Genomic DNA, 19,411 nt, shown 5'->3' with positions numbered 1-19,411 from the left:
CCCCTCCTTATTTTAGTAGTTGCTGAAATAAAGTATTGACTTGTTGAGCAGTAGCGGGCGAGGTTACTTGGGCTATTTGTTTTAAGAGCGCTAGTCGTTCGTCATTATCGTAAATGTTAATATTCTTTCCTTTCATAAGTCCAACAATTTGATCAGCTTGTGCAGTCGTAATTGGAACGTCATATTCTTTACTATATTTCAATAATTCCTTTGTAGAAATATGATTTAACTTTTTATTTACAAGTTGTTTAATGAGGTTCATCGAGTTATCCTCCTTCACACGTTCTTCTATCGAAATATATGAGTACGTAGCTTGTACATATTCGTATAGAGCTTCTTTTTTCATGAGAAAAAGAAGCGTATGTTATAATATAAGGACAAAACTATAGAAAAAGAGTATAAGGGAGGACTTATGGAGCAGAAGCAACATCGAAAAGAAAGTGTTATCCATCTTATTTATCGTTTAGTTATGATTATTTTTGGGGCAGCATGCGCAGCGGTAGCAATTGAACTATTCTTAATGCCAAATAAAATTATTGATGGTGGAATTATTGGTATTTCTCTTATATTAGATTATCTTACTCCTAATATTTGGTGGTTAAGTTTTTCTACTTTAGTCGTTATCCTCAATATCCCATTTATGTATTCGGGTTATAAGCAAATCGGAAAAACATTCATGTTATCTTCGGCATTCGGTATTGTAGCTTTAGCGTTTATTGAATCAACGTTACATGCTGTTCCGCCATTTACAACAGAGCCGATTTTAGCGACAGTGTTTGGTGGTCTTATTTTAGGTCTTGGTGTAGGGCTCGTTATTCGTCACGGTGGATCAATGGACGGAACAGAAATTATGGGTATTTTATTAACGAAGAAATTACCTTTCTCCGTTGGCGAATTTGTAATGTTTGTGAACTTATTTATTTTTGCATGGGCAGCATTTGTATTTGGTGTGGAACAAGCTATGTATTCTGTCATGACGTACTATATTGCATTCAAAACCATTGATACAGTCATTCAAGGTTTAGATGAAACGAAAGCAGTTTTAATTGTATCAGATCAATATGAGGAAGTATCAAATGCGATTTTGCATCGTCTTGGTCGTGGAACTACAAAACTTGTAGCGAAAGGCGGTTACACGGATAAGGAAAAAGAAGTGATTTATGCAGTTGTCACGCGTCTGGAAGTGACAAAGTTAAAATCAATTGTGTATGAAATTGATGCGAATGCGTTTGTTACAATTATGAGTACACAAGAGACAAATGGTGGTAAGTTTAAATCGGCTATTCACTAAAAATATATCGAGTAATAGCTCTCGCCAATTGGAAATGGGATGGACTCATTTAATTAAACTTCCACTTTATAGAGATATTTTTTGAAAGCAGAGAATTTTTCTCTGCTTTTTGTTATAATAATAAGGTTTCTTGAAAAAGTAGATATATTTTAGGCAGATTGGTTTACAACTATAATAAGCTATACTATAATTCAAATAGATATAAATCGGAATCATTCTGAATTAAAATAGGTGAGATGCTATGAATAATATATTAGAAATAGAAGGACTGTCATTTCGATATGAAGATCGAAATGTGTTAGAAGATATTAATTTGCAAGTTCCGAAGGGAGCTTTTTTAGGTTTAGTTGGACCAAATGGTTCTGGGAAATCAACGTTGCTAAAATGTTTATTAGGCGTTTTAAAGCCAAAACAGGGAAGTATTCGTTTGTTTGGTGTTGATACTAAGAAGTTTAAAGAATGGAACAAAGTTGGTTATGTGTCGCAAAAGGCAAATAGCTTTAATTCTGGTTTTCCGGCAACTGTGTTTGAAGTTGTGTCAATGGGACTCGTTTCGAAAAAAGGGCTATTTCGCTTTTTCACGAAAAGCGATAAGGAAAAGGTAGAAAAAGCGATTGCTGATGTAGGAATGAGTGAGTTTCAAGGGCGCAATATCGGAGAACTTTCTGGTGGACAACAACAGCGTGTATTTATTGCTCGTGCGCTCGTTAGTGATCCTGAATTACTTATTTTGGACGAGCCTACTGTTGGAATCGATGTGAAGAATGTAGAAAGTTTTTATGAGATATTAGAGGATTTAAACAAGAGGTTAGGAATCACATTAATTCTCGTTACGCATGATATGGGAGCTGTTACCGAGAAAGTAACACATGTTGCATGCCTAAACCAACATTTACATTTCCATGGAAATGTAGAGAAGTTCCGAGAGTTAGAAGATGCGGAAATGTCCGTCTTATATGGACATCATGTTCATCGTTTAGAACACGAGCATGAGCATCACGGGAGGATATAATGATACAAGATTTTTTACAATATGACTTTTTACGTAACTCTTTATATGCAGGGATTTTAATAGGACTTGTTGCGCCACTTATCGGTGTATTTGTTGTCATTCGCCGTATGTCGCTTATTGCAGATGCATTAAGCCACGTAACATTATCGGGTATTGCTGCAAGTTTACTACTAGAAAAAACAATTTTCACAGGGGGATTTTTAAATCCGTTATATATGGGAATGATTTTTTCTATTGGTGGAGCGTTACTTATTGAAAAATTACGTACTGTATATAAACATTATCAAGAATTAGCAATTCCGATTATTCTTTCAGCAGGAATGGGGATTGGCGTTATTTTTATTTCACTTGCAAATGGATTTAACACAGATTTATTTAGTTACTTATTTGGTAGTGTAAGTGCTGTAACAAGTACGGATTTAATAATCATTGGTATTGTAGCAATTGCTGTTATTGTAACGATTACTTTATTATACAAAGAGTTATTTTTACTATCGTTTGATGAGGAGTACGCTGTATCAACTGGTTTGAGTGCAAAGTGGATTCACTTTATTTTCATTATATTGGTTGCGCTTGTCATTGCGGTATCAATGCGTGTAGTAGGGGTTCTTCTCGTATCATCATTAATGACGTTACCAGTTGCAGCAAGTATTCGTATTGCGAATGGATTTAAACAAACAATTTTCTTCTCCATTTTATTTGGTGAAATTGCAGTAATTGGTGGAATGTTTGCTTCGTATCAACTTGATTTAGCACCAGGTGGTACAATTGTTATGATAGCGGTTCTTATTTTAATTGGTGCGATTTTATGGAAAAAGAAAAAAACTGCATAAAGTAGGGATAGATATGAATCTAACAGAAGCTTTACGCCTAATGAAAGATAAAGGATACAAACATACTGGGAAAAGAGAAGAGATGCTCAGGTTATTTGCAGCTCACAATCGTTATTTAACGGCGAAAGACGTTTTAGAGCATATGAAGGATGATTATCCAGGTCTTAGCTTTGACACGATTTATCGTAACTTAACGGTGTTTGCTGAAATCGGTGTTTTAGAACAGACGGAATTAAACGGTGAAAAACATTTTCGTTTTACATGTTCTATTATGGAACATCATCATCATTTTATTTGTTTAGATTGCGGAGGGACGAAAGAGATTACTTCTTGCCCGATGGATTTTATGAATAAAGATTTTAACGGTTATGAAGTAACTGGTCATAAGTTTGAAATATACGGCCGTTGTCCAAAATGTGCAAAGTAAAAGCTCGTCAGTTATGTAACTGACGAGCTTTTTTACGTAGAAAAGAAGGTTGCTCACAAATATTGTGGCAACCTTCTTTTTATTGTTCTTGTGTTTCTTTTTCTTTTTCTCGTTCAGCAGCCATTTCAGCAGCAATTACGTCGATTTCTTTTTTCAGTTCTTCTACCATTATTTCTTCTGGTACTTTACGAACGACTTGCCCTTTACGGAATAATAGTCCTTCTCCACGTGCGCCGGCAATGCCGATATCAGCTTCACGAGCTTCACCAGGACCATTTACAGCGCAGCCAAGTACTGCAACTTTAATTGGTACTTGTAGTGTAGAGATATATTCTTCCACTTCATTAGCGATACTAATTAAATCAATTTCAATACGACCGCAAGTTGGACAAGAAATAAGTGTTGCTGCATTAGATGCAAGGCCGAATGACTTTAATAGTTCACGCGCAACTTTTACTTCTTCAACTGGATCAGCACTTAATGAAATACGTAGTGTATTTCCGATGCCTTTACTTAAGATTGCTCCAAGACCAGCGGCACTTTTTACAGTTCCAGCAAATAACGTTCCAGATTCTGTAATACCTAAATGTAATGGGTAATCAAAAGCACGTGCAGCTTTTTCGTATGCTTCAATTGCTAAGTTAACATCAGAGGCTTTCATAGATACGATAATATCATGGAAATCTAAGTCCTCTAAAATTTTAATGTGATGTAGGGCGCTCTCAACCATACCATCTGCAGTTGGGTATCCGTACTTTTCTAAAATGTGACGCTCTAATGAACCTGCGTTTACACCGATACGGATTGGAATACCGCGTTCTTTTGCTGCATTTACAACAGCTTCTACTTTATGGCGACGACCAATGTTACCTGGATTGATACGTACTTTATCAATGCCACCTTCAATTGCTTTTAAAGCAAGGCGATAATCAAAATGAATATCAGCAACAAGTGGAATGTTGATTTGTTTTTTAATATCAGCAATAGCATTTGCTGCGCGTTCGTCTGGAACAGCAACACGCACGACTTGACAGCCAGCTTCTTCTAAACGTTTAATTTCAGCAACTGTTGCCTCAACATCATGTGTTTTTGTTGTTGTCATACTTTGTATAATTAATTCATTATTACCGCCAATTGTTAAATTACCGACTTTAACTGGACGTGTTTTTGTACGATGAGTCATTTCATTCACGAATAGATCGCTCTCCTTATAAAAGAAGTTTCTTATTTAGTCCCTTATATCAATGAAAGTATACGTGATACAGGGCTATAGAAACCGAAGTGCTCGGTTTCACTTTTACTATTGTATCAGCGCCTTTATGTAATTGACAAGGATTAAGTGATTGCTTATTGATATAACGGGAATTTATAAGACTTTCCAAGTTGTATTTTTGTAGCAGCTGTATTTTTATTTAATTGTTTAAAATCATCAATTACTTTTTCGATAGAAGGAATTTTCTTCTTATTAATTGCTTCTGTAATGGAAAGAACCGTATCACCTGTTTTGACTTCGATTGTTTTATAAGTGACATCTGTTTCTTTTTCCGCTTTGTTCTCTTTCTTTTGTTTCGTATCTGTACTTTCTTTTTTTATCGTTTCGGCCGCATTTGTCTTTTTATATGAACTTAACATCGGTAAAGTGCCGATTTTTATATCGTAATAAAATATATAACCAAGAACAAGCACGAATAAGAATATACCTAATCTTTTCATATTCTTCACTCCTTTGCTAGGAATATATGCTTGTCCAAAAAAAAAATGCCTATTTAGGCATTTTTTTCGTTCGGTTTTGGAACTTCTTTAATTGTTAAATATAGGACAATTAAAACAACTGCGATATAAATGAATGTTGAACCAGGTACAACGATTTTGAATAAATCCATAATCATAAAGAAGATTGTTGGAATTGTGTAACTGTAAGCAGTTAACGTCCATACTTGCTTATAAGATAATTTACGTTGACCACTCATAGCAGAACCGATAAACGCAAGTAAAGTAATTCCTAAGAAAGTAATAAACAGTTGGAATAGGTATACTAACACGCCAATAACTGCTAATAAAATTGGATAAATACTATCGAATACAGAAATAAAATCTTGCAAATCTTTCTTCTCAAGAGATGTCCCTAATAAATCATTGTAGGAGTATGTTTGTGTTTGACCATTTCCTATAGAAACTACTTTATCTTTTAAAATAAATAAACCAGTTTTATTCTGATATTTTTCTATATCTGTTGTGTTTGGGTCAAATACGAAAAGGGCATCTCCCTCTTCTTTTTGAATAGGTTGCTCAATATCAGCTTTTAGTTCACCATTTTCGATTTTAAAATCAGGTAAATCTTTTTCAATTGCTTGATTTACCATAGTAACACTATCTTGGATAAAGCTACCGTAAAAGAATGTTCTTGGAATAGTAGTGATTAGACAAAGTAGCATAATATACAAAATGGTTTTTCCGATTTTTTGAAAACGGAATAACGCCATATCTTTAGGCGAATATACGCTTTTGGTTAATTGGGTAAATATGGACATAGATTCACTTCCTTTATGTATGTATAAAATCATTGTAACGTAGGAATCTAAGGAATCTCAAGATATATTATATTTACATATAGTGGAGATAACTAAATTTCTTTTTATTAATTTTCTTCTTTTAAACGAGAAAAATACAATTGACACTTTTCTTTTTTATATGGTAAATTTATCTTACATTTCTTAAAGAATATATCCGATAGGAATTCCTTTATTTGATGTATTGTTACATACATAATTGTGGACCCTTAGCTCAGCTGGTTAGAGCAGACGGCTCATAACCGTCCGGTCGTAGGTTCGAGTCCTACAGGGTCCATATCCATTTCACATGTTTATTATGTCAGCAGGAAGCTTCCTTGTAGAAGGGAGCTTTTTTTACGGAATATATGAGCATTTTAATTGAAAAGAAGTGGGAATTTTGCTACTTTAATGATAGCAAGACAATGTGATTTATTTGTTTGCACCCTATGGCAATTAGGGTAGAATGAAGTTGTATGTCACTTAAGTGGCAATACATAAACTGGGAGGAATATAACAATGGCAAAACACGAATTACCAAATTTACCTTATGCGTATGATGCTTTAGAGCCTCACTTTGACAAAGAAACAATGAACATCCATCATACAAAACATCATAACACGTACATTACAAACTTAAACGCTGCTTTAGAAGGTCATGCAGAATTAGCTGACAAAAGCGTAGAAGAATTAGTTGCAAACTTAAACGAAGTACCAGAAGCAATCCGTACAGCAGTACGTAACAATGGTGGCGGACATGCTAACCATACATTCTTCTGGACAATCTTATCTCCAAACGGTGGCGGACAACCAGTAGGCGAACTTGCAACTGCAATTGAAGCGAAATTCGGTAGCTTCGATGCATTCAAAGAAGAATTCGCAAAAGCTGGCGCAACTCGTTTCGGTTCTGGTTGGGCTTGGTTAGTAGTAAATAATGGTGAGTTAGAAGTAACAAGCACACCAAACCAAGATTCTCCTCTAACTGAAGGTAAAACTCCAGTTATCGGTTTAGATGTTTGGGAGCATGCTTACTACTTAAATTACCAAAACCGTCGTCCAGACTACATCGGTGCATTCTGGAACGTTGTAGATTGGAACGCTGCTGAAAAACGTTACCAAGAAGCAAAATAATTGTAATAACGATAGAAAAAGCTAGGAGAATGCTCCTAGCTTTTTTCTGTACTTTCCTTTTACATAATTGGGCTTGTCTTTGGAAGACTAGAACATGAAGTAAAGGAGAGTTGTGTATGAAGTGGAAACATGTAATTGGTGACGTTGAAGTGAATCGGGATTTAGTGTTATTACTCCTTATCGGAGGTTTATACACGCTCGCAATTTCTTTATCGAATACATTTGTTAACATTTATTTATGGAAACAAACACAAAATTATGTGAATCTTGGCTTGTATAATTTGGCCAGCGTTGTATTGCAGCCCCTCACATTTCTTGTAGGTGGGAAATTAGCGAAGCGTATTGATCGCTCAATCTTGTTACGAATAGGTGTAGGCACGCTCGCGATTTTTTTTATTGTTGTTTTAGTAGCGGGGAAAAGCGCTTCTCACTATATTTTATTGATGGGGGCTCTTTTAGGAGTCGGATATGGTTTTTACTGGCTCGCGTTTAACTTATTAACATTTGAGATTACAGAACCAGAAACAAGAGATTTCTTTAACGGATTTCTTGGGCTTCTTACATCCTTCTCTGGCATGATTGGACCGATAGCAGCTGGATACACAATTTCACGTATGGAAAAGTGGAGTGGTTATACGGTCATATTCTTTCTTTCGTTACTGTTATTTGCAATTGCTGTCATTTTAAGCTTTTTTGTATCTAAGAGAGAATGTGAAGGACGATATGAAATTGTACAAGTATTGAAAGAGCGGCAAATTGATAAAAATTGGGGAAGAATTACACGTGCTCACTTTTTCCAAGGATTGCGAGAGGGAACGTTTATTTTTGTTATTTCAGTGTACGTGTATTTAGCAACTGATAGCGAGCTTGCATTAGGGAAATATAGCTTAGTAAATTCGGCAGTATCATTTATGTGTTACTATTTAGTCACTCGTATGTTAAAGAAGGAATGGCGGAAAAAAGCAATTTTGCTTGGAGGCATTATTTTATATGCTGTCGTATTTTTAGTTATATTCAAAGTTACATACACAAAATTACTTATTTATGCAGCGTGTATCGCGATTGCATACCCCATTTTACTCGTTCCGTACGGATCCATGACATATGATGTAATTGGTAGAGCGAAAAATGCGAGAGAGTGGCGAGTTGAGTATGTAGTTGTTCGGGAATTGTGGTTAAATGCAGGAAGAATTTGCTCGATTTTAAGTTTTTTATGTGCTGTACTATTTTTCCCGCCTGAAAAAAGTTTGCCTTACTTATTATGTATTTTAGGTGCAGGACATTTTCTTATTTATTTTGCAGTTAAAAATGTCAAATATAATGAGGGAAATGCGAGTAAAACAAGTGTTGGAACGCAAGGGACCACGCAGAATCAAACAGAACCAGAAGGTTAACTTCTCGGTTGTTTTATGCTAGAATAGAAAAAGATGTAAGACAGCAGTGAGGACACCTGTATGAAGGTGTCCCTTTCACATTACATAGCTGTTGGTAGAGGGGGTTTGTATGGGCAAGAAGCAGAAACAACAAAAGAAAAAGACTCACGTTCCTTTTCGGTTAAACGTGCTGTTTTTCTGCGTGTTTTTAATGTTCTCCGCGGTTATTGTAAGGCTTGGTTATGTACAAATTGTTCGCGGTGAGGAATATAAGAATGAAGTGGAGAGGAAAGAAAACTCGACGATAAGTAATCCTGTACCACGTGGGAAAATATTTGACCGTTATGGGCGAGCTGTGGTAGATAATGCAGCTGTACGTACAATTACATTTACAAAAATGAAAGGATCAACTGCAGAGGCTCGCTTAGAAACAGCGAAAAAGCTAGCAGATTTGATTGAAGTACCGACAGATAAATTAACAGATCGCGATAAAAAAGATTATTGGCTTGCTATTCATAAAGAGGAAGCGAAAGAAAAAATTACGAATAAAGATCGTCAAGATTTTAAAGATAAAAAAATTGACGATAAAGAATTAGATGAGCGTCAACGAAATCGCGTGACAGAAGAAGAAGTGAATCAATTATCCGCAAAAGATTTAGAAGTACTAGCGATTAAAAGTAAAATGGACGGCGGATATGCAATGACACCACAAGTCATTAAGAAGGATGCTACAGAACAGGAATATGCGATTATTAGTGAAAATCTAGCAACATTACCGGGTGTAGATACGAATGTTGATTGGGATCGAAAATACGTTTATGATGATTTGTTCCGAAGTGTACTTGGCGGGGTGTCAACGTCTGATGAAGGTTTACCGAGAGAAAGACTAGATTACTATCTTGTTCGTGATTATAATCGAAATGACCGCGTAGGGAAAAGTTATCTTGAGCAGCAATATGAAGATAGTTTGCACGGTAATAAAGCGGAAGTGAGAAATATTACAGATAAAAACGGTAATATTTTAGAAACGATTAATGTATCAAAAGGGCAAAGTGGTAACGATCTAAATTTAACAATTGATATGGAATTACAAAAGCGTGTTGAAGAAATTATCACGAAAAATTTATTGAGATATAAAGGGGGACAACCTCTTTTAGATCGTGCATTCGTTGTAATGATGAATCCAAAAAATGGTGAAGTTTTATCTATGGCAGGGAAACAGTTAGTGGAAGAAAATGGCGAAACGAAAGTGCAAGATTTCGCATTAGGAACGATGACAAGCTCTTATCCGATGGGATCAACTGTAAAAGGTGCGACAGTACTTACAGGATATCAAACAGGTGCAATTCAACCCGGTTCAGTGCAACTTGATGAACCAATCAGATTAAAGGGAACGCCACAAAAATCTTCGTGGAAGACGATGGGATATATTAATGATTTAACAGCATTAAAAATGTCTTCTAACGTATATATGTTTAAAACAGCGATGAATCTCGCAGGTGTTCAATACGTAAGAGGTGGTACGTTAGATATACCACAAAAAGCATTTGATACGATGCGTTATTATTTCGGACAGTTTGGACTTGGCGTAAAAACAGGTATTGATTTACCAAATGAATCTGCGGGTCAAACAGGCAGAGGGAATCAGCCAGGTTTCCTATTAGATTTATCAATTGGACAGTATGACACGTATACACCACTTCAATTAGCACAGTATGTTTCAACAATTGCAAATGGTGGTTACCGTATGCAGCCGCAAGTTGTAAAGGAAATTCGTCAACCGTCAGTGAAACCAGAAGAAACTGGAAAAGTTGTTCATTCAATGGAACCGAAAGTACTAAACCGTATCGATATGCCTGAATCACAAATTAAACGTGTTCAGGAAGGATTTAGACAAGTATTTAATGAGTCTGGTGGTACAGCTGCGAAATACTTTACAGGCGCACAATATAAAGCTGCTGGTAAGACAGGTACAGCTCAAACTGTGTATGGCGGAGATAAAGAGATTGGTAGAAAAGCAAACGGTGAGCGTAAAGAAACATATAACTTAACATTAGTAGGTTATGCGCCACTTGAAGACCCTGAAGTAGCATTTTCTGTTGTTGTACCTTGGGTAGATGATAAATCAGGTATTAACGGCTATATTAGCCGTGACATTATGGACGCGTACTTTGATTTGAAAAAAATAGAAAATGGTGAAGCTACAAAAGAAGAAATAGATAATAAAAAGAAAAATAAAGAGCAAGATGATGAATAAAAAAGTTGTAAAAAAAGCACACTATCTGAAAAGATAGTGTGCTTTTTTTTATGGTTCATGCATACGTTTTAATAAAGTGGACAAGCATATCATATCGGGAAATTAAGGGGCCTTGTAAGTGATACGTATGCATTTCTCTATGGGAGATAACGATTTTATGGACCAATTATTAGTGAAGATGAATGGTGGTTACGGATTAGAATTTCACCTAATGTTGATTCTTGTGGAACTTTACAAAACTTTTACAAACAATTAAAACCGAATTAATAGTTTAGCAGTATTCTTATATCTGTAATCCTGTTATTTCCGGTTACTTCTAGGAGGAAGAACGCGTGAAATGGATACGTGCATTAATTAAAGTTTTCATACTGTCGACATGTTTCCTTTATGTTGGCACGTCTACTGCATTTGCTGTGAATGAAATGGGAGAAGTGAGAGTTGATGGATCCTCAACGGTTTTTCCTATTATAGAAGCGGTAGCGGAGGAATATACAAAGGTGCATCCAAGCGTGAAAATTTCCATCAGTGTTTCTGGAACAGGAGGAGGATTTAATCGTTTCAGTAAAGGAGAAGTGGATATAAATAATGCTTCGAGAGTAATGAAACAAGTGGAAGAAAATGAAATGAAGAAAAACTCCATTCAGTTTACACCGTTTGAAGTTGCTTACGATGGTCTTACGATCGTTGTGAATCGCCAAAATACTTGGGTAGACAATATGACGGTAGACGAGTTACGTCTATTATGGAGTGAAGATGGAAACGAAAAGCGATGGTCACAAATTCATTCTTCATGGCCACGTAAACAGGTGAAGTTTTATGCGCCAGGTGTAGACTCTGGCACGTATGATTATTTTCAAAACGTCATCTTACAAAATAATCGCATTGTAAAAAAAGTCTCTTTGTCTGAAGATGATCAAGTTATTATGCAAGGGGTAATGAATGATAAAAATGCCATTGCTTTTGTAGGATATGCTTATTATATGGCCAATCAAGATAAGGTGAGAGCAATAAAAGTGAATGATGTACTTCCAACGAAAGATACGATTCAATCAGGTAAATATAAGCCATTATCGAGGTCGCTATTTGCTTATGTAAATGATGCATCTATCCGAAATAAAATGACTGTAGCAAATTATGTTGAGTTTATGATTCAACATGTTGGTAATCTTGCTGAAGAAGTTGGGTATGTAAAATTACCAAAAGAAAAATACAATGAACAGCTGCGGATGTTAACAGAAATAAAAAGGTAATGTCAGGGTGGAAAGGGGTTTTCATCTTTGGCTCATAATGACAAAAGTCAAATTACATTTTCTGTACAACATTTGATTGAAAGAAATACAAAACAAAGAAAAAAAACGCAGCGAATCAATCGAATCGTTCCATTATTACTAAAAATAATCGCTAGCGTGTCTATTGTGACGACACTTGGAATTATTTTTACATTGGCAAATGAAACAATGATGTTTTTCCGAAAAATACCATTGCTCTCCTTTTTGACAGAGAAAGAATGGTTACCTTTTTTTGAAGATCCTAAATTCGGTATATTACCACTTATATGTGGAACGGTACTTGTAACAACAATTGCTATGTTCGTAGCAATTCCTATCGGTTTAGCGTGTGCCGTATTTTTAAGCGAATATGCTTCAAACGGTACAAGAAAAGTATTAAAACCGATGTTAGAACTATTAGCAGGTATCCCGACGATTGTATATGGTTTCTTTGCATTAACAGTTGTCACACCGCTTTTACAGCGGATTATACCAGATTTACAGTTTTTTAATGCGATTAGTCCAGGTATTGTTATTGGCTTTATGATGATACCTACAATTGCATCTTTGTCTGAAGATGCAATGAGAGCTGTAGCGAAAGGGACGAAAGAAGCTTCGTTAGCACTTGGAGCAACTCGGTTTGAAATGGTAAAACAAGTCGTGTTTCCTTCGGCTTTTACAGGGATTATGGCAGCGATTATACTAGCGGCTTCTAGGGCAATTGGTGAAACGATGATTGTTGTAATTGCAGCGGGATCCACGCCGAACGTATCGCTCGATCCGACACACTCTATTCAAACGCTAACAGCTTATATTGTGCAAGTGAGTTTAGGTGATGCTCCGCATGGAACAATTACGTATTACAGCATGTACGCTGTAGGCGCAACGTTATTCTTGTTTACTTTTATAATGAATATCATTTCGCTGTTTATTATGCGCCGCTTTAGGAGGGTGACATAATATGCGAATGTTGAATCATAAAAAAATACAAGAAAATATGGCATCGCGGTTTTTAAAAGATCGAGTTTACAAAATGTTATTTTATATAGCCATCTTGTTTTCAATAGTAATACTGCTTGTTTTGCTTTTTCAAATTTTTGAAAAAGGTATAAGTTATCTTTCATTAGATTTCTTTACAAGCTTTGCTTCGCGGAATCCGAAAGAAGCTGGAATTGCTGCAGCATTGTCAGGAACAATATTATTTATGAGTATTGTTATACCAGTCTCCTTTATATTTGGAGTTGGAACTGCTCTTTATTTAGAGCAATATGCGAAGGAATCTATATTTAAAAAGATGATAGAAATTAATAATCAAACGTTAGCAGGAGTACCTTCCGTCGTATTTGGATTACTCGGCTTAACTATTTTTGTATATGCTCTTCATTTAGGGGAGAGTATCATTGCGGCGGCACTGACGATGAGTTTACTCGTCTTACCTACAGTTGTTGTGGCAAGTCAAGAAGCGATACGATCTGTACCAAGTTCGTTATTAGAAGCTTCTTACGGGTTAGGTGCTACAAAGTGGCAAACGATGTATCAGATTGTATTGCCATATGCTTTCCCGGGAATTATAACGGGTTGCACGTTAGCGATATCAAGAGCGATTGGAGAAGCGGCACCGTTATTAGTTATTGGAGCACTTGCATTTGCAAATTATGTTCCATTTAGCATGTTTGATAGATTTACAGTTTTACCAATTCAAATTTTTAATTGGATGAGTAGACCGCAAGAAGAATTTCAGTATGTAGCAGCTGCTGGAATGATTGTTTTGTTAGGTTTGTTGCTCTTTATTAATATATTTGTCCTATGGTTACGAAATCGAAAATAAGTTGGAAATGGATGAAAGGGGAATTCAAATGGTAGCAACAGTAGTAAATGTACAGGTGAAAAACGAGGAGAAAATTGAGACTGCGCCAAAGAAAGTAGTATTTGATACGAAAAACTTAAATTTATGGTACGGAGAAGATCACGCTTTAAAAGATATTAACTTAAGCATTCATGAGAATGAAGTTACAGCAATTATCGGGCCAAGTGGTTGTGGTAAATCAACGTACTTAAAAACATTAAATCGTATGGTAGAGTTAGTACCAATCGTGAGAACTACAGGTGTAATTGAATATAGGGAGCGCAATATATTTGATAAATCATATCCAGTTGAAGAATTGCGAACACATGTAGGAATGGTGTTCCAAAAGCCAAATCCATTTCCAAAATCTATTTATGAAAATGTAGCATACGGTCCGAAAATTCATGGTATTAAGGACAAGAAAACGTTGGATGAAATTGTTGAAAAAAGTTTACGTGGAGCAGCAATTTGGGATGAGTTAAAAGATCGTTTGCACGATAATGCATACGGTTTATCCGGTGGGCAGCAACAGCGTCTATGTATCGCGCGTTGTTTAGCGATTGAACCAGACGTAATTTTAATGGATGAGCCAACATCGGCACTAGATCCAATTTCAACATTAAAAGTAGAAGAATTAATTCAAGAGTTAAAGAAAGACTTTAGTATTGTTATCGTAACGCATAATATGCAACAAGCAGCGCGTATTTCAGACAAAACAGCTTTCTTCTTAAGTGGAGAAGTTGTGGAATATACAGATACAAATAAATTATTTACGACACCTTCAGATAAGCGTACAGAAGATTATATTACAGGCCGATTCGGTTGATATCGCTAGCAAGGCTAAGAGCAAATACCCTCTTAACAGAGGGTATTTCTTGTTTTATCCCGCATTAACGGGCAGTAAGACCCCCACCTCAAAATTCAGCGAAAGCAAAGAAGTTAGGTGGGGTCGGGCTACCCGTAAAAGCCCGATTGGTGAGGGCTGATTAAAGTTTCACTTTATTGAGAAGGAATCCTTCTCCTATGTAAGGTTGATTACAGAGATAAGAGGCCTTAAATAGGAGATTTATATATAATGGCACACAATATTGAGGGGGAAGAAACAATGGTAAGAGAACAATTTCAATGTGATTTAAAAACGTTACAGCAAAAGGTAATTGATCTTGGCGAACTAGCGAGAGAAGCTTTATTGCTTGCTATGGAAGGTCTTCATAAAAGGGATGTAGAGAAAGCGTTAGAGGTAATAGATGGCGATTATCGTATGGATAATTTAGAAGAGGAAATAAATGATCTTGCGCTTATGCTTATTACGAAGCAGCAACCTGTAGCAAGTGATTTAAGAAGGATTTTCATTTCAATTAAGACAGCAACAGATTTAGAACGTATTGCAGATCATGCTGTTAATATTGCGAAATCAACAATTCGTCTTGGGGAAAAAGAAGCGTCTGTTAGTTTGCACAATCTTGATGAAATGTTTGCGATTGCAAATAAGATGTTACAGTTAGCGTTAGATGCATATGAGCAAGAAAATTTAACTTTTGCGAAACAAATTGCCGAGATGGATGATTCAGTTGATGAAATATATGGGAAAGCAATTCGTGAATTTATATCTTCAGTCCCAGAACAACCAGAAGCAATTACACAAATTACACAATTATCGTTTGTAGCGAGATATATTGAGCGTGTAGCAGACCATATTACAAATATTGCTGAAAATGTTTTTTATTTAGTAAAAGGAAAGCATTATTTATTAAATGAATAAAGAAAAAAAGCAGGTGAAACATCACCTGCTTTTTTTAGTCAAAACATGACAAAAAAAGCTCGTTGTTTCCTTTAGTTTATGATGATAAGATGTATCATAATATAATGGAAAAAATAGGACATATATGTTGTTCACTTATTAAGTAATATTTTACTAAGTTAATAGTAAGCGCTTACTTTATACTTTTAAAAGGTGCATGTATATAGGGAGTTTTACCATTTGTCAGCCATCAGCGGGAGATGAAAAAAATCCCTACTAAGTTAAAGTTTCATTTTATACTGCTAGTTACTGCGGGTTAGATAATATACATATCGTATATGAAGTTACTGAACATTATATAAGTGGAGGCTGAAGTATATGAAGGGGGTTATTTTAGCTGGAGGAAAAGGACGACGCCTTAGACCATTAACATGTAATACTCCAAAGCCGATGTTGCCATTATTAGAAAAGCCAGTTTTGGAATACAATATTGAATTATTACGTCAGCATGGTATTCGTGAGATTGCAATTACTGTTCAGTATATGAGTACGGCCATTAAACAATATTTTGGTGACGGTAGCAAATGGGACGTTAACTTGTATTACTTTGAAGACTCTCCTCCGCTTGGTACTGCAGGAAGTATTAAACAAGCGGAAAAATTTTTAGATGAAACGTTTGTTGTCATAAGTGGGGATGCTTTAACTGATTTTCAATTATCAGAAGGAATTACGTTTCATAAACAAAAGAAAAGAATGGTAACTATGTTTGTAAAGGAAGTAGAAAATCCACTCTCATTTGGTTTAGTTGTAATGAACAAAGAACAAGAGGTTACACGATATATTGAAAAACCGAGTTGGAATGAAGTGGTCTCTAATATTGTGAATACAGGTATATATATTATGGAGCCAGAAATTTTTTCATACATACCGCCCCGAGAATTTTTTGATTTCAGTCAAGATGTGTTTCCCTTATTAGCAAATAAGAATGCATTATTTGCGTATTTGTCAGAAGACTATTGGTTAGATATCGGTACATTTGATCAATATCGACAAGCACAATTTGATTTGTTAACGAAAAAATTGCAAGTACCTATTCCATATACGGAAGTATTACCGATGGTATGGATGGGAGAAGGGGTAACGATTGGAAAAGGAACGAAAATTCACGGCCCTTCTTTTATTGGTGAAGGAGCAAAAATTGGTGCTGGATCTGTAATTGAGCCGTATTCTATTATCGGGAAAAATAGTGTTGTTTCAAGTTATTCTCATCTTCAAAAGAGTATTATTTTTGCAAATACGCAGATTGGGAAATATTGCGAGTTATTAGAAACGACAATAGGAGAACATACAATGGTGGAAGACGACGTTACATTGTTTCAAAAAAGCATTGTAGCGGACCATTGTCATATAGGGAAAAGTACGGTAATTAAGCAAAAGGGAAAACTATGGCCATATAAGGCGATTGACAGTCATTCGGTAGTCGGATCGGCTGGTGTTCAAGAAAGTGAAAAGAGTGCAGGCTGGTTGCAAAAAAGCCGCATTGTAGGAAGAGGTAATGTGGAGATTACGCCTCAATTTATTGTAAAGGTTGCGATGGCGTACGGATCTCTTTTTGCCAAAGGGGAAAGTATATTAATTGGAAGTCAAGAACATATAGAAACGACCTCTTATAAAAATCTTTTTCTTCATGCAATTCATGGTATCGGAATTCATACGATGGAATGCAAAGAAATGAACGAATCACTTTTTCAGTACAGCATTCAAGATTTGCAATGTGTGGGCGGGGTTTTCATCCAAGTGGAAAAGGAAAAAGAGGTTGTTATAAAGTTGTATGGCAAGGATGGGGTACAATTAACGTATAAGCAGCAAAAAGCGATAGAACAAGTGTATATGTCTGAGTCGTTTTATTACGTATGTGAGAAGGAAATGGGGCGGAATAAGCTAGTACACGTTTCTTTACACGATTATATAGAGGCTGTATTAGAGCGCATTGATATTGAGGAAATACAAAAACAGAAGTTCCATCTTCTTATTAATAAGAGGAATGATATGTTACAACATTTGCTTATGCTCTTTTTGCAAAGGCTCGGATGCACAGTTACGTGGATTTATGCGGGCGAACAAAAGGATCATGTGAAAGCTTTGATGAAATCAAGTAAAGCAAATATGGCGCTTATGTTTTCAGAGCAAGGAAATTATTTCGAGTTATATGATAATCATAGTAATATTTACCAAGGGACAGATTTTGAAGAGATTGATATTCCAGATTTATTACTTGAATCGACAGGTAATATTTACCCAATGTCTTTGAAATTAGGAGAATGTTATCTTCTATTTTATACGCAGGATGAAAAAAAATCGTTTCAAGCGAGATGGAAGCGAGATATTTTATATCGAATTGGAAAATTATTCGAGTTAATAGCATTGCAGGGAAAAACCTTTCTCAGCATAGTAGAGCAATCGCCGCCGCTTTATTTACTTTGTGATGAAGTTGTATGTTCATGGAATGAAAAAGGGAAAGTAATGAGGAAATTATTGGCTGATATGGAAAGGAAGGAAGAAGGCATATTTGAAGGAGTACAGTTCAAATATACCGAAAAAGAGTGGTCTTATATCGTTTCTGACACAAAACAACCGAAATTTTTAGTGTATTCACATGCTAGAAACCCAGTAATAGCAAGGGAAAACATGAAAAATCTTATAGAAAAAATTAGACAATATCAAAAGGTGTAGAATTTTTATTTTAAAAGTGGTATTATAGTATAGTCTGATTTAAGTTATTAGTACTGGAGGGAAATAAGAATGCGTGTGAATATTACTCTAGCATGTACAGAATGCGGAGATCGTAACTATATCTCAAAGAAAAACAAACGTAACAACGCTGAGCGTATCGAGCTTAAAAAGTATTGCAAGCGTGACAAGAAGTCTACGTTACACCGTGAAACAAAGTAAGCAGTAGGAATATTTTCCTACTGTTTCTTTTTTTATTCGATTCCTCTGTTAAAAATGATACACTATCATCGTAGAGCAAAGTATCACTGTGAGGGGGAAAATGTGTGAGAGAAGAGAAACTACGTTTACGTAAACAAATAATAGAGCACATGAATTCTTTATCAGAAGAACGGTATACAACTTTATCAGAACAAATTGCATTTTCGTTGTATGCACAAAAAGAGTGGGCTGAAGCCAAAACAATTGGAATCACCCTTTCAATGGAAAATGAAGTAAATACATATCCTATTATCGAAAAAGCTTGGAAAGAAGGAAAGACAGTTGTTGTTCCGAAGTGTAATAAAGAAACACGAACAATGTCTTTTAGGCAAATAAGTAATTTTGATCAATTAGAAACAGTGTATATGAACTTACGTGAACCAATTCCAGCGCTTACGGAAGAAGTGAATGCAGATGAAATTGACCTTCAAATCGTGCCAGGCGTAGCTTATACAGAGCGAGGAGAACGGATTGGATATGGCGGTGGCTATTATGATCGTTATCTCGTACATTACAAAGGGAAAACGCTATCATTAGCCTATAGTTTTCAAATGGTAGAACATATTCCAGTAGAGCCGTTTGATAAAAATGTAGAAAAAATTATTACAGAAAAAGGAACAATGGTTAAAAATGGGCTTGTATAGACAAATAAAAATTGACGAGACTTTTTCTTCTTGATTATAATAAAATAT

The 19,411-nt window shown here is 35.6% G+C and carries 20 protein-coding genes and 1 tRNA gene; 17 read left to right on the top strand and 4 right to left on the bottom strand.

The window, feature by feature from the left end; genetic code table 11:
* Nucleotides 1-7: 7 nt before the first annotated feature.
* Entirely contained in the window at nt 8-262 is a 255-nt protein-coding gene (locus AAG068_RS21515) for a DUF2624 domain-containing protein (protein WP_001048963.1), read from the bottom strand.
* A gap of 150 nt (nt 263-412) precedes the next feature.
* Here AAG068_RS21515 and AAG068_RS21510 point away from each other — a divergent pair, with 150 nt between their 5' ends.
* The 4 genes from AAG068_RS21510 to AAG068_RS21495 all read left to right on the top strand — a co-directional run bounded on the left by AAG068_RS21510 (nt 413) and on the right by AAG068_RS21495 (nt 3,563).
* Nucleotides 413-1,291 (top strand): YitT family protein, encoded by an 879-nt coding sequence (locus AAG068_RS21510; protein WP_000435958.1) that lies wholly within the window; start codon nt 413-415, stop codon nt 1,289-1,291.
* Between the two features lie 241 nt (nt 1,292-1,532).
* The gene (locus AAG068_RS21505) at nt 1,533-2,303 is read left to right on the top strand and encodes a metal ABC transporter ATP-binding protein (protein WP_342715758.1); all 771 of its coding nucleotides are present in this window, start codon (nt 1,533-1,535) and stop codon (nt 2,301-2,303) included.
* A complete protein-coding gene (locus AAG068_RS21500) occupies nt 2,303-3,136 on the top strand; it encodes a metal ABC transporter permease (protein ID WP_098667280.1) in 834 nt (277 codons plus the stop codon). Before AAG068_RS21505 ends, AAG068_RS21500 begins: the two co-directional genes overlap by 1 nt.
* 13 nt (nt 3,137-3,149) lie before the next feature.
* On the top strand, nt 3,150-3,563 hold the full coding sequence (locus AAG068_RS21495; RefSeq protein WP_001054512.1) for a Fur family transcriptional regulator: 414 nt from the start codon (nt 3,150-3,152) through the stop codon (nt 3,561-3,563).
* Between the two features lie 79 nt (nt 3,564-3,642).
* On the opposite strand, the gene ispG is transcribed toward AAG068_RS21495, so the two are convergent.
* The 3 genes from ispG to AAG068_RS21480 form a co-directional block, all read right to left on the bottom strand.
* Nucleotides 3,643-4,746 carry a flavodoxin-dependent (E)-4-hydroxy-3-methylbut-2-enyl-diphosphate synthase gene (gene ispG, locus AAG068_RS21490; protein WP_011040674.1) on the bottom strand — a complete coding sequence of 368 codons (1,104 nt, stop codon included), beginning with the start codon at nt 4,744-4,746 and terminating at the stop codon, nt 3,643-3,645.
* A 164-nt stretch (nt 4,747-4,910) separates the two neighbouring features.
* A complete protein-coding gene (locus AAG068_RS21485; RefSeq protein WP_342715755.1) occupies nt 4,911-5,276 on the bottom strand; it encodes a hypothetical protein in 366 nt (121 codons plus the stop codon).
* 53 nt (nt 5,277-5,329) lie between these two features.
* Complete coding sequence (locus AAG068_RS21480; RefSeq protein ID WP_342715754.1) at nt 5,330-6,094, bottom strand: DUF1189 domain-containing protein; 765 nt, start codon at nt 6,092-6,094, stop codon at nt 5,330-5,332.
* A 242-nt stretch (nt 6,095-6,336) separates the two neighbouring features.
* On the opposite strand from AAG068_RS21480, the gene AAG068_RS21475 reads away from it, so the two are divergent.
* The 13 genes from AAG068_RS21475 (at nt 6,337) to AAG068_RS21415 (ending at nt 19,363) form a co-directional block, all read left to right on the top strand.
* A tRNA-Ile gene (locus AAG068_RS21475) sits at nt 6,337-6,410 on the top strand.
* A gap of 221 nt (nt 6,411-6,631) precedes the next feature.
* Nucleotides 6,632-7,243, top strand: a complete 612-nt coding sequence (sodA, locus tag AAG068_RS21470) for a superoxide dismutase [Mn] (RefSeq protein ID WP_001052031.1) — start codon at nt 6,632-6,634, stop codon at nt 7,241-7,243.
* A 116-nt stretch (nt 7,244-7,359) separates the two neighbouring features.
* Nucleotides 7,360-8,637: an MFS transporter gene (locus tag AAG068_RS21465; protein ID WP_342715753.1), complete on the top strand. Its 1,278-nt coding sequence runs from the start codon at nt 7,360-7,362 to the stop codon at nt 8,635-8,637.
* A gap of 109 nt (nt 8,638-8,746) precedes the next feature.
* The gene (locus AAG068_RS21460; protein WP_342715752.1) at nt 8,747-10,873 is read left to right on the top strand and encodes a peptidoglycan D,D-transpeptidase FtsI family protein; all 2,127 of its coding nucleotides are present in this window, start codon (nt 8,747-8,749) and stop codon (nt 10,871-10,873) included.
* Nucleotides 10,874-10,991: 118 nt separating this feature from the next.
* Nucleotides 10,992-11,129, top strand: coding sequence for a hypothetical protein (locus tag AAG068_RS21455; protein WP_342715751.1), 138 nt, complete (start codon nt 10,992-10,994; stop codon nt 11,127-11,129).
* Between the two features lie 76 nt (nt 11,130-11,205).
* On the top strand, nt 11,206-12,123 hold the full coding sequence (gene phoX / locus AAG068_RS21450; RefSeq protein ID WP_342715750.1) for a phosphate ABC transporter substrate-binding protein PhoX: 918 nt from the start codon (nt 11,206-11,208) through the stop codon (nt 12,121-12,123).
* 27 nt (nt 12,124-12,150) lie between these two features.
* On the top strand, nt 12,151-13,101 hold the full coding sequence (pstC, locus tag AAG068_RS21445; protein ID WP_342715749.1) for a phosphate ABC transporter permease subunit PstC: 951 nt from the start codon (nt 12,151-12,153) through the stop codon (nt 13,099-13,101).
* Between the two features lies 1 nt (nt 13,102).
* Nucleotides 13,103-13,969, top strand: coding sequence for a phosphate ABC transporter permease PstA (gene pstA, locus AAG068_RS21440; protein ID WP_098298818.1), 867 nt, complete (start codon nt 13,103-13,105; stop codon nt 13,967-13,969).
* Between the two features lie 28 nt (nt 13,970-13,997).
* Nucleotides 13,998-14,813 (top strand): phosphate ABC transporter ATP-binding protein, encoded by an 816-nt coding sequence (gene pstB / locus AAG068_RS21435; RefSeq protein ID WP_098667288.1) that lies wholly within the window; start codon nt 13,998-14,000, stop codon nt 14,811-14,813.
* A gap of 279 nt (nt 14,814-15,092) precedes the next feature.
* On the top strand, nt 15,093-15,749 hold the full coding sequence (gene phoU / locus AAG068_RS21430) for a phosphate signaling complex protein PhoU (RefSeq protein WP_048531877.1): 657 nt from the start codon (nt 15,093-15,095) through the stop codon (nt 15,747-15,749).
* A 357-nt stretch (nt 15,750-16,106) separates the two neighbouring features.
* A complete protein-coding gene (locus tag AAG068_RS21425) occupies nt 16,107-18,461 on the top strand; it encodes a sugar phosphate nucleotidyltransferase (protein WP_342715748.1) in 2,355 nt (784 codons plus the stop codon).
* Nucleotides 18,462-18,530: 69 nt separating this feature from the next.
* Nucleotides 18,531-18,680: a 50S ribosomal protein L33 gene (gene rpmG / locus AAG068_RS21420; protein ID WP_001265616.1), complete on the top strand. Its 150-nt coding sequence runs from the start codon at nt 18,531-18,533 to the stop codon at nt 18,678-18,680.
* A gap of 104 nt (nt 18,681-18,784) precedes the next feature.
* Entirely contained in the window at nt 18,785-19,363 is a 579-nt protein-coding gene (locus tag AAG068_RS21415) for a 5-formyltetrahydrofolate cyclo-ligase (RefSeq protein ID WP_342715747.1), read from the top strand.
* Nucleotides 19,364-19,411: the final 48 nt, after the last annotated feature.

Source organism: Bacillus paramycoides (assembly GCF_038971285.1).
Taxonomy (GTDB): Bacteria; Bacillota; Bacilli; order Bacillales; family Bacillaceae_G; genus Bacillus_A.
Note: the sequence above shows the minus strand (reverse complement) of the source record. Positions and strands in the feature narration are given on the sequence as shown.

Excerpts from the sequence above, each read along its gene's own strand:
- AAG068_RS21460 (WP_342715752.1), top strand. The coding sequence starts at position 8,747 with ATGGGCAAGAAGCAGAAACAACAAAAGAAAAAGACTCACGTTCCTTTT.
- pstB (WP_098667288.1), top strand. The coding sequence starts at position 13,998 with ATGGTAGCAACAGTAGTAAATGTACAGGTGAAAAACGAGGAGAAAATT.
- AAG068_RS21425 (WP_342715748.1), top strand. The coding sequence starts at position 16,107 with ATGAAGGGGGTTATTTTAGCTGGAGGAAAAGGACGACGCCTTAGACCA.
- AAG068_RS21465 (WP_342715753.1), top strand. The coding sequence starts at position 7,360 with ATGAAGTGGAAACATGTAATTGGTGACGTTGAAGTGAATCGGGATTTA.
- AAG068_RS21500 (WP_098667280.1), top strand. The coding sequence starts at position 2,303 with ATGATACAAGATTTTTTACAATATGACTTTTTACGTAACTCTTTATAT.
- sodA (WP_001052031.1), top strand. The coding sequence starts at position 6,632 with ATGGCAAAACACGAATTACCAAATTTACCTTATGCGTATGATGCTTTA.
- AAG068_RS21485 (WP_342715755.1), bottom strand. The coding sequence starts at position 5,276 with ATGAAAAGATTAGGTATATTCTTATTCGTGCTTGTTCTTGGTTATATA.
- ispG (WP_011040674.1), bottom strand. The coding sequence starts at position 4,746 with ATGACTCATCGTACAAAAACACGTCCAGTTAAAGTCGGTAATTTAACA.
- AAG068_RS21505 (WP_342715758.1), top strand. The coding sequence starts at position 1,533 with ATGAATAATATATTAGAAATAGAAGGACTGTCATTTCGATATGAAGAT.
- AAG068_RS21510 (WP_000435958.1), top strand. The coding sequence starts at position 413 with ATGGAGCAGAAGCAACATCGAAAAGAAAGTGTTATCCATCTTATTTAT.
- rpmG (WP_001265616.1), top strand. The coding sequence starts at position 18,531 with ATGCGTGTGAATATTACTCTAGCATGTACAGAATGCGGAGATCGTAAC.
- AAG068_RS21480 (WP_342715754.1), bottom strand. The coding sequence starts at position 6,094 with ATGTCCATATTTACCCAATTAACCAAAAGCGTATATTCGCCTAAAGAT.
- AAG068_RS21495 (WP_001054512.1), top strand. The coding sequence starts at position 3,150 with ATGAATCTAACAGAAGCTTTACGCCTAATGAAAGATAAAGGATACAAA.
- phoU (WP_048531877.1), top strand. The coding sequence starts at position 15,093 with ATGGTAAGAGAACAATTTCAATGTGATTTAAAAACGTTACAGCAAAAG.
- AAG068_RS21515 (WP_001048963.1), bottom strand. The coding sequence starts at position 262 with ATGAACCTCATTAAACAACTTGTAAATAAAAAGTTAAATCATATTTCT.
- pstA (WP_098298818.1), top strand. The coding sequence starts at position 13,103 with ATGCGAATGTTGAATCATAAAAAAATACAAGAAAATATGGCATCGCGG.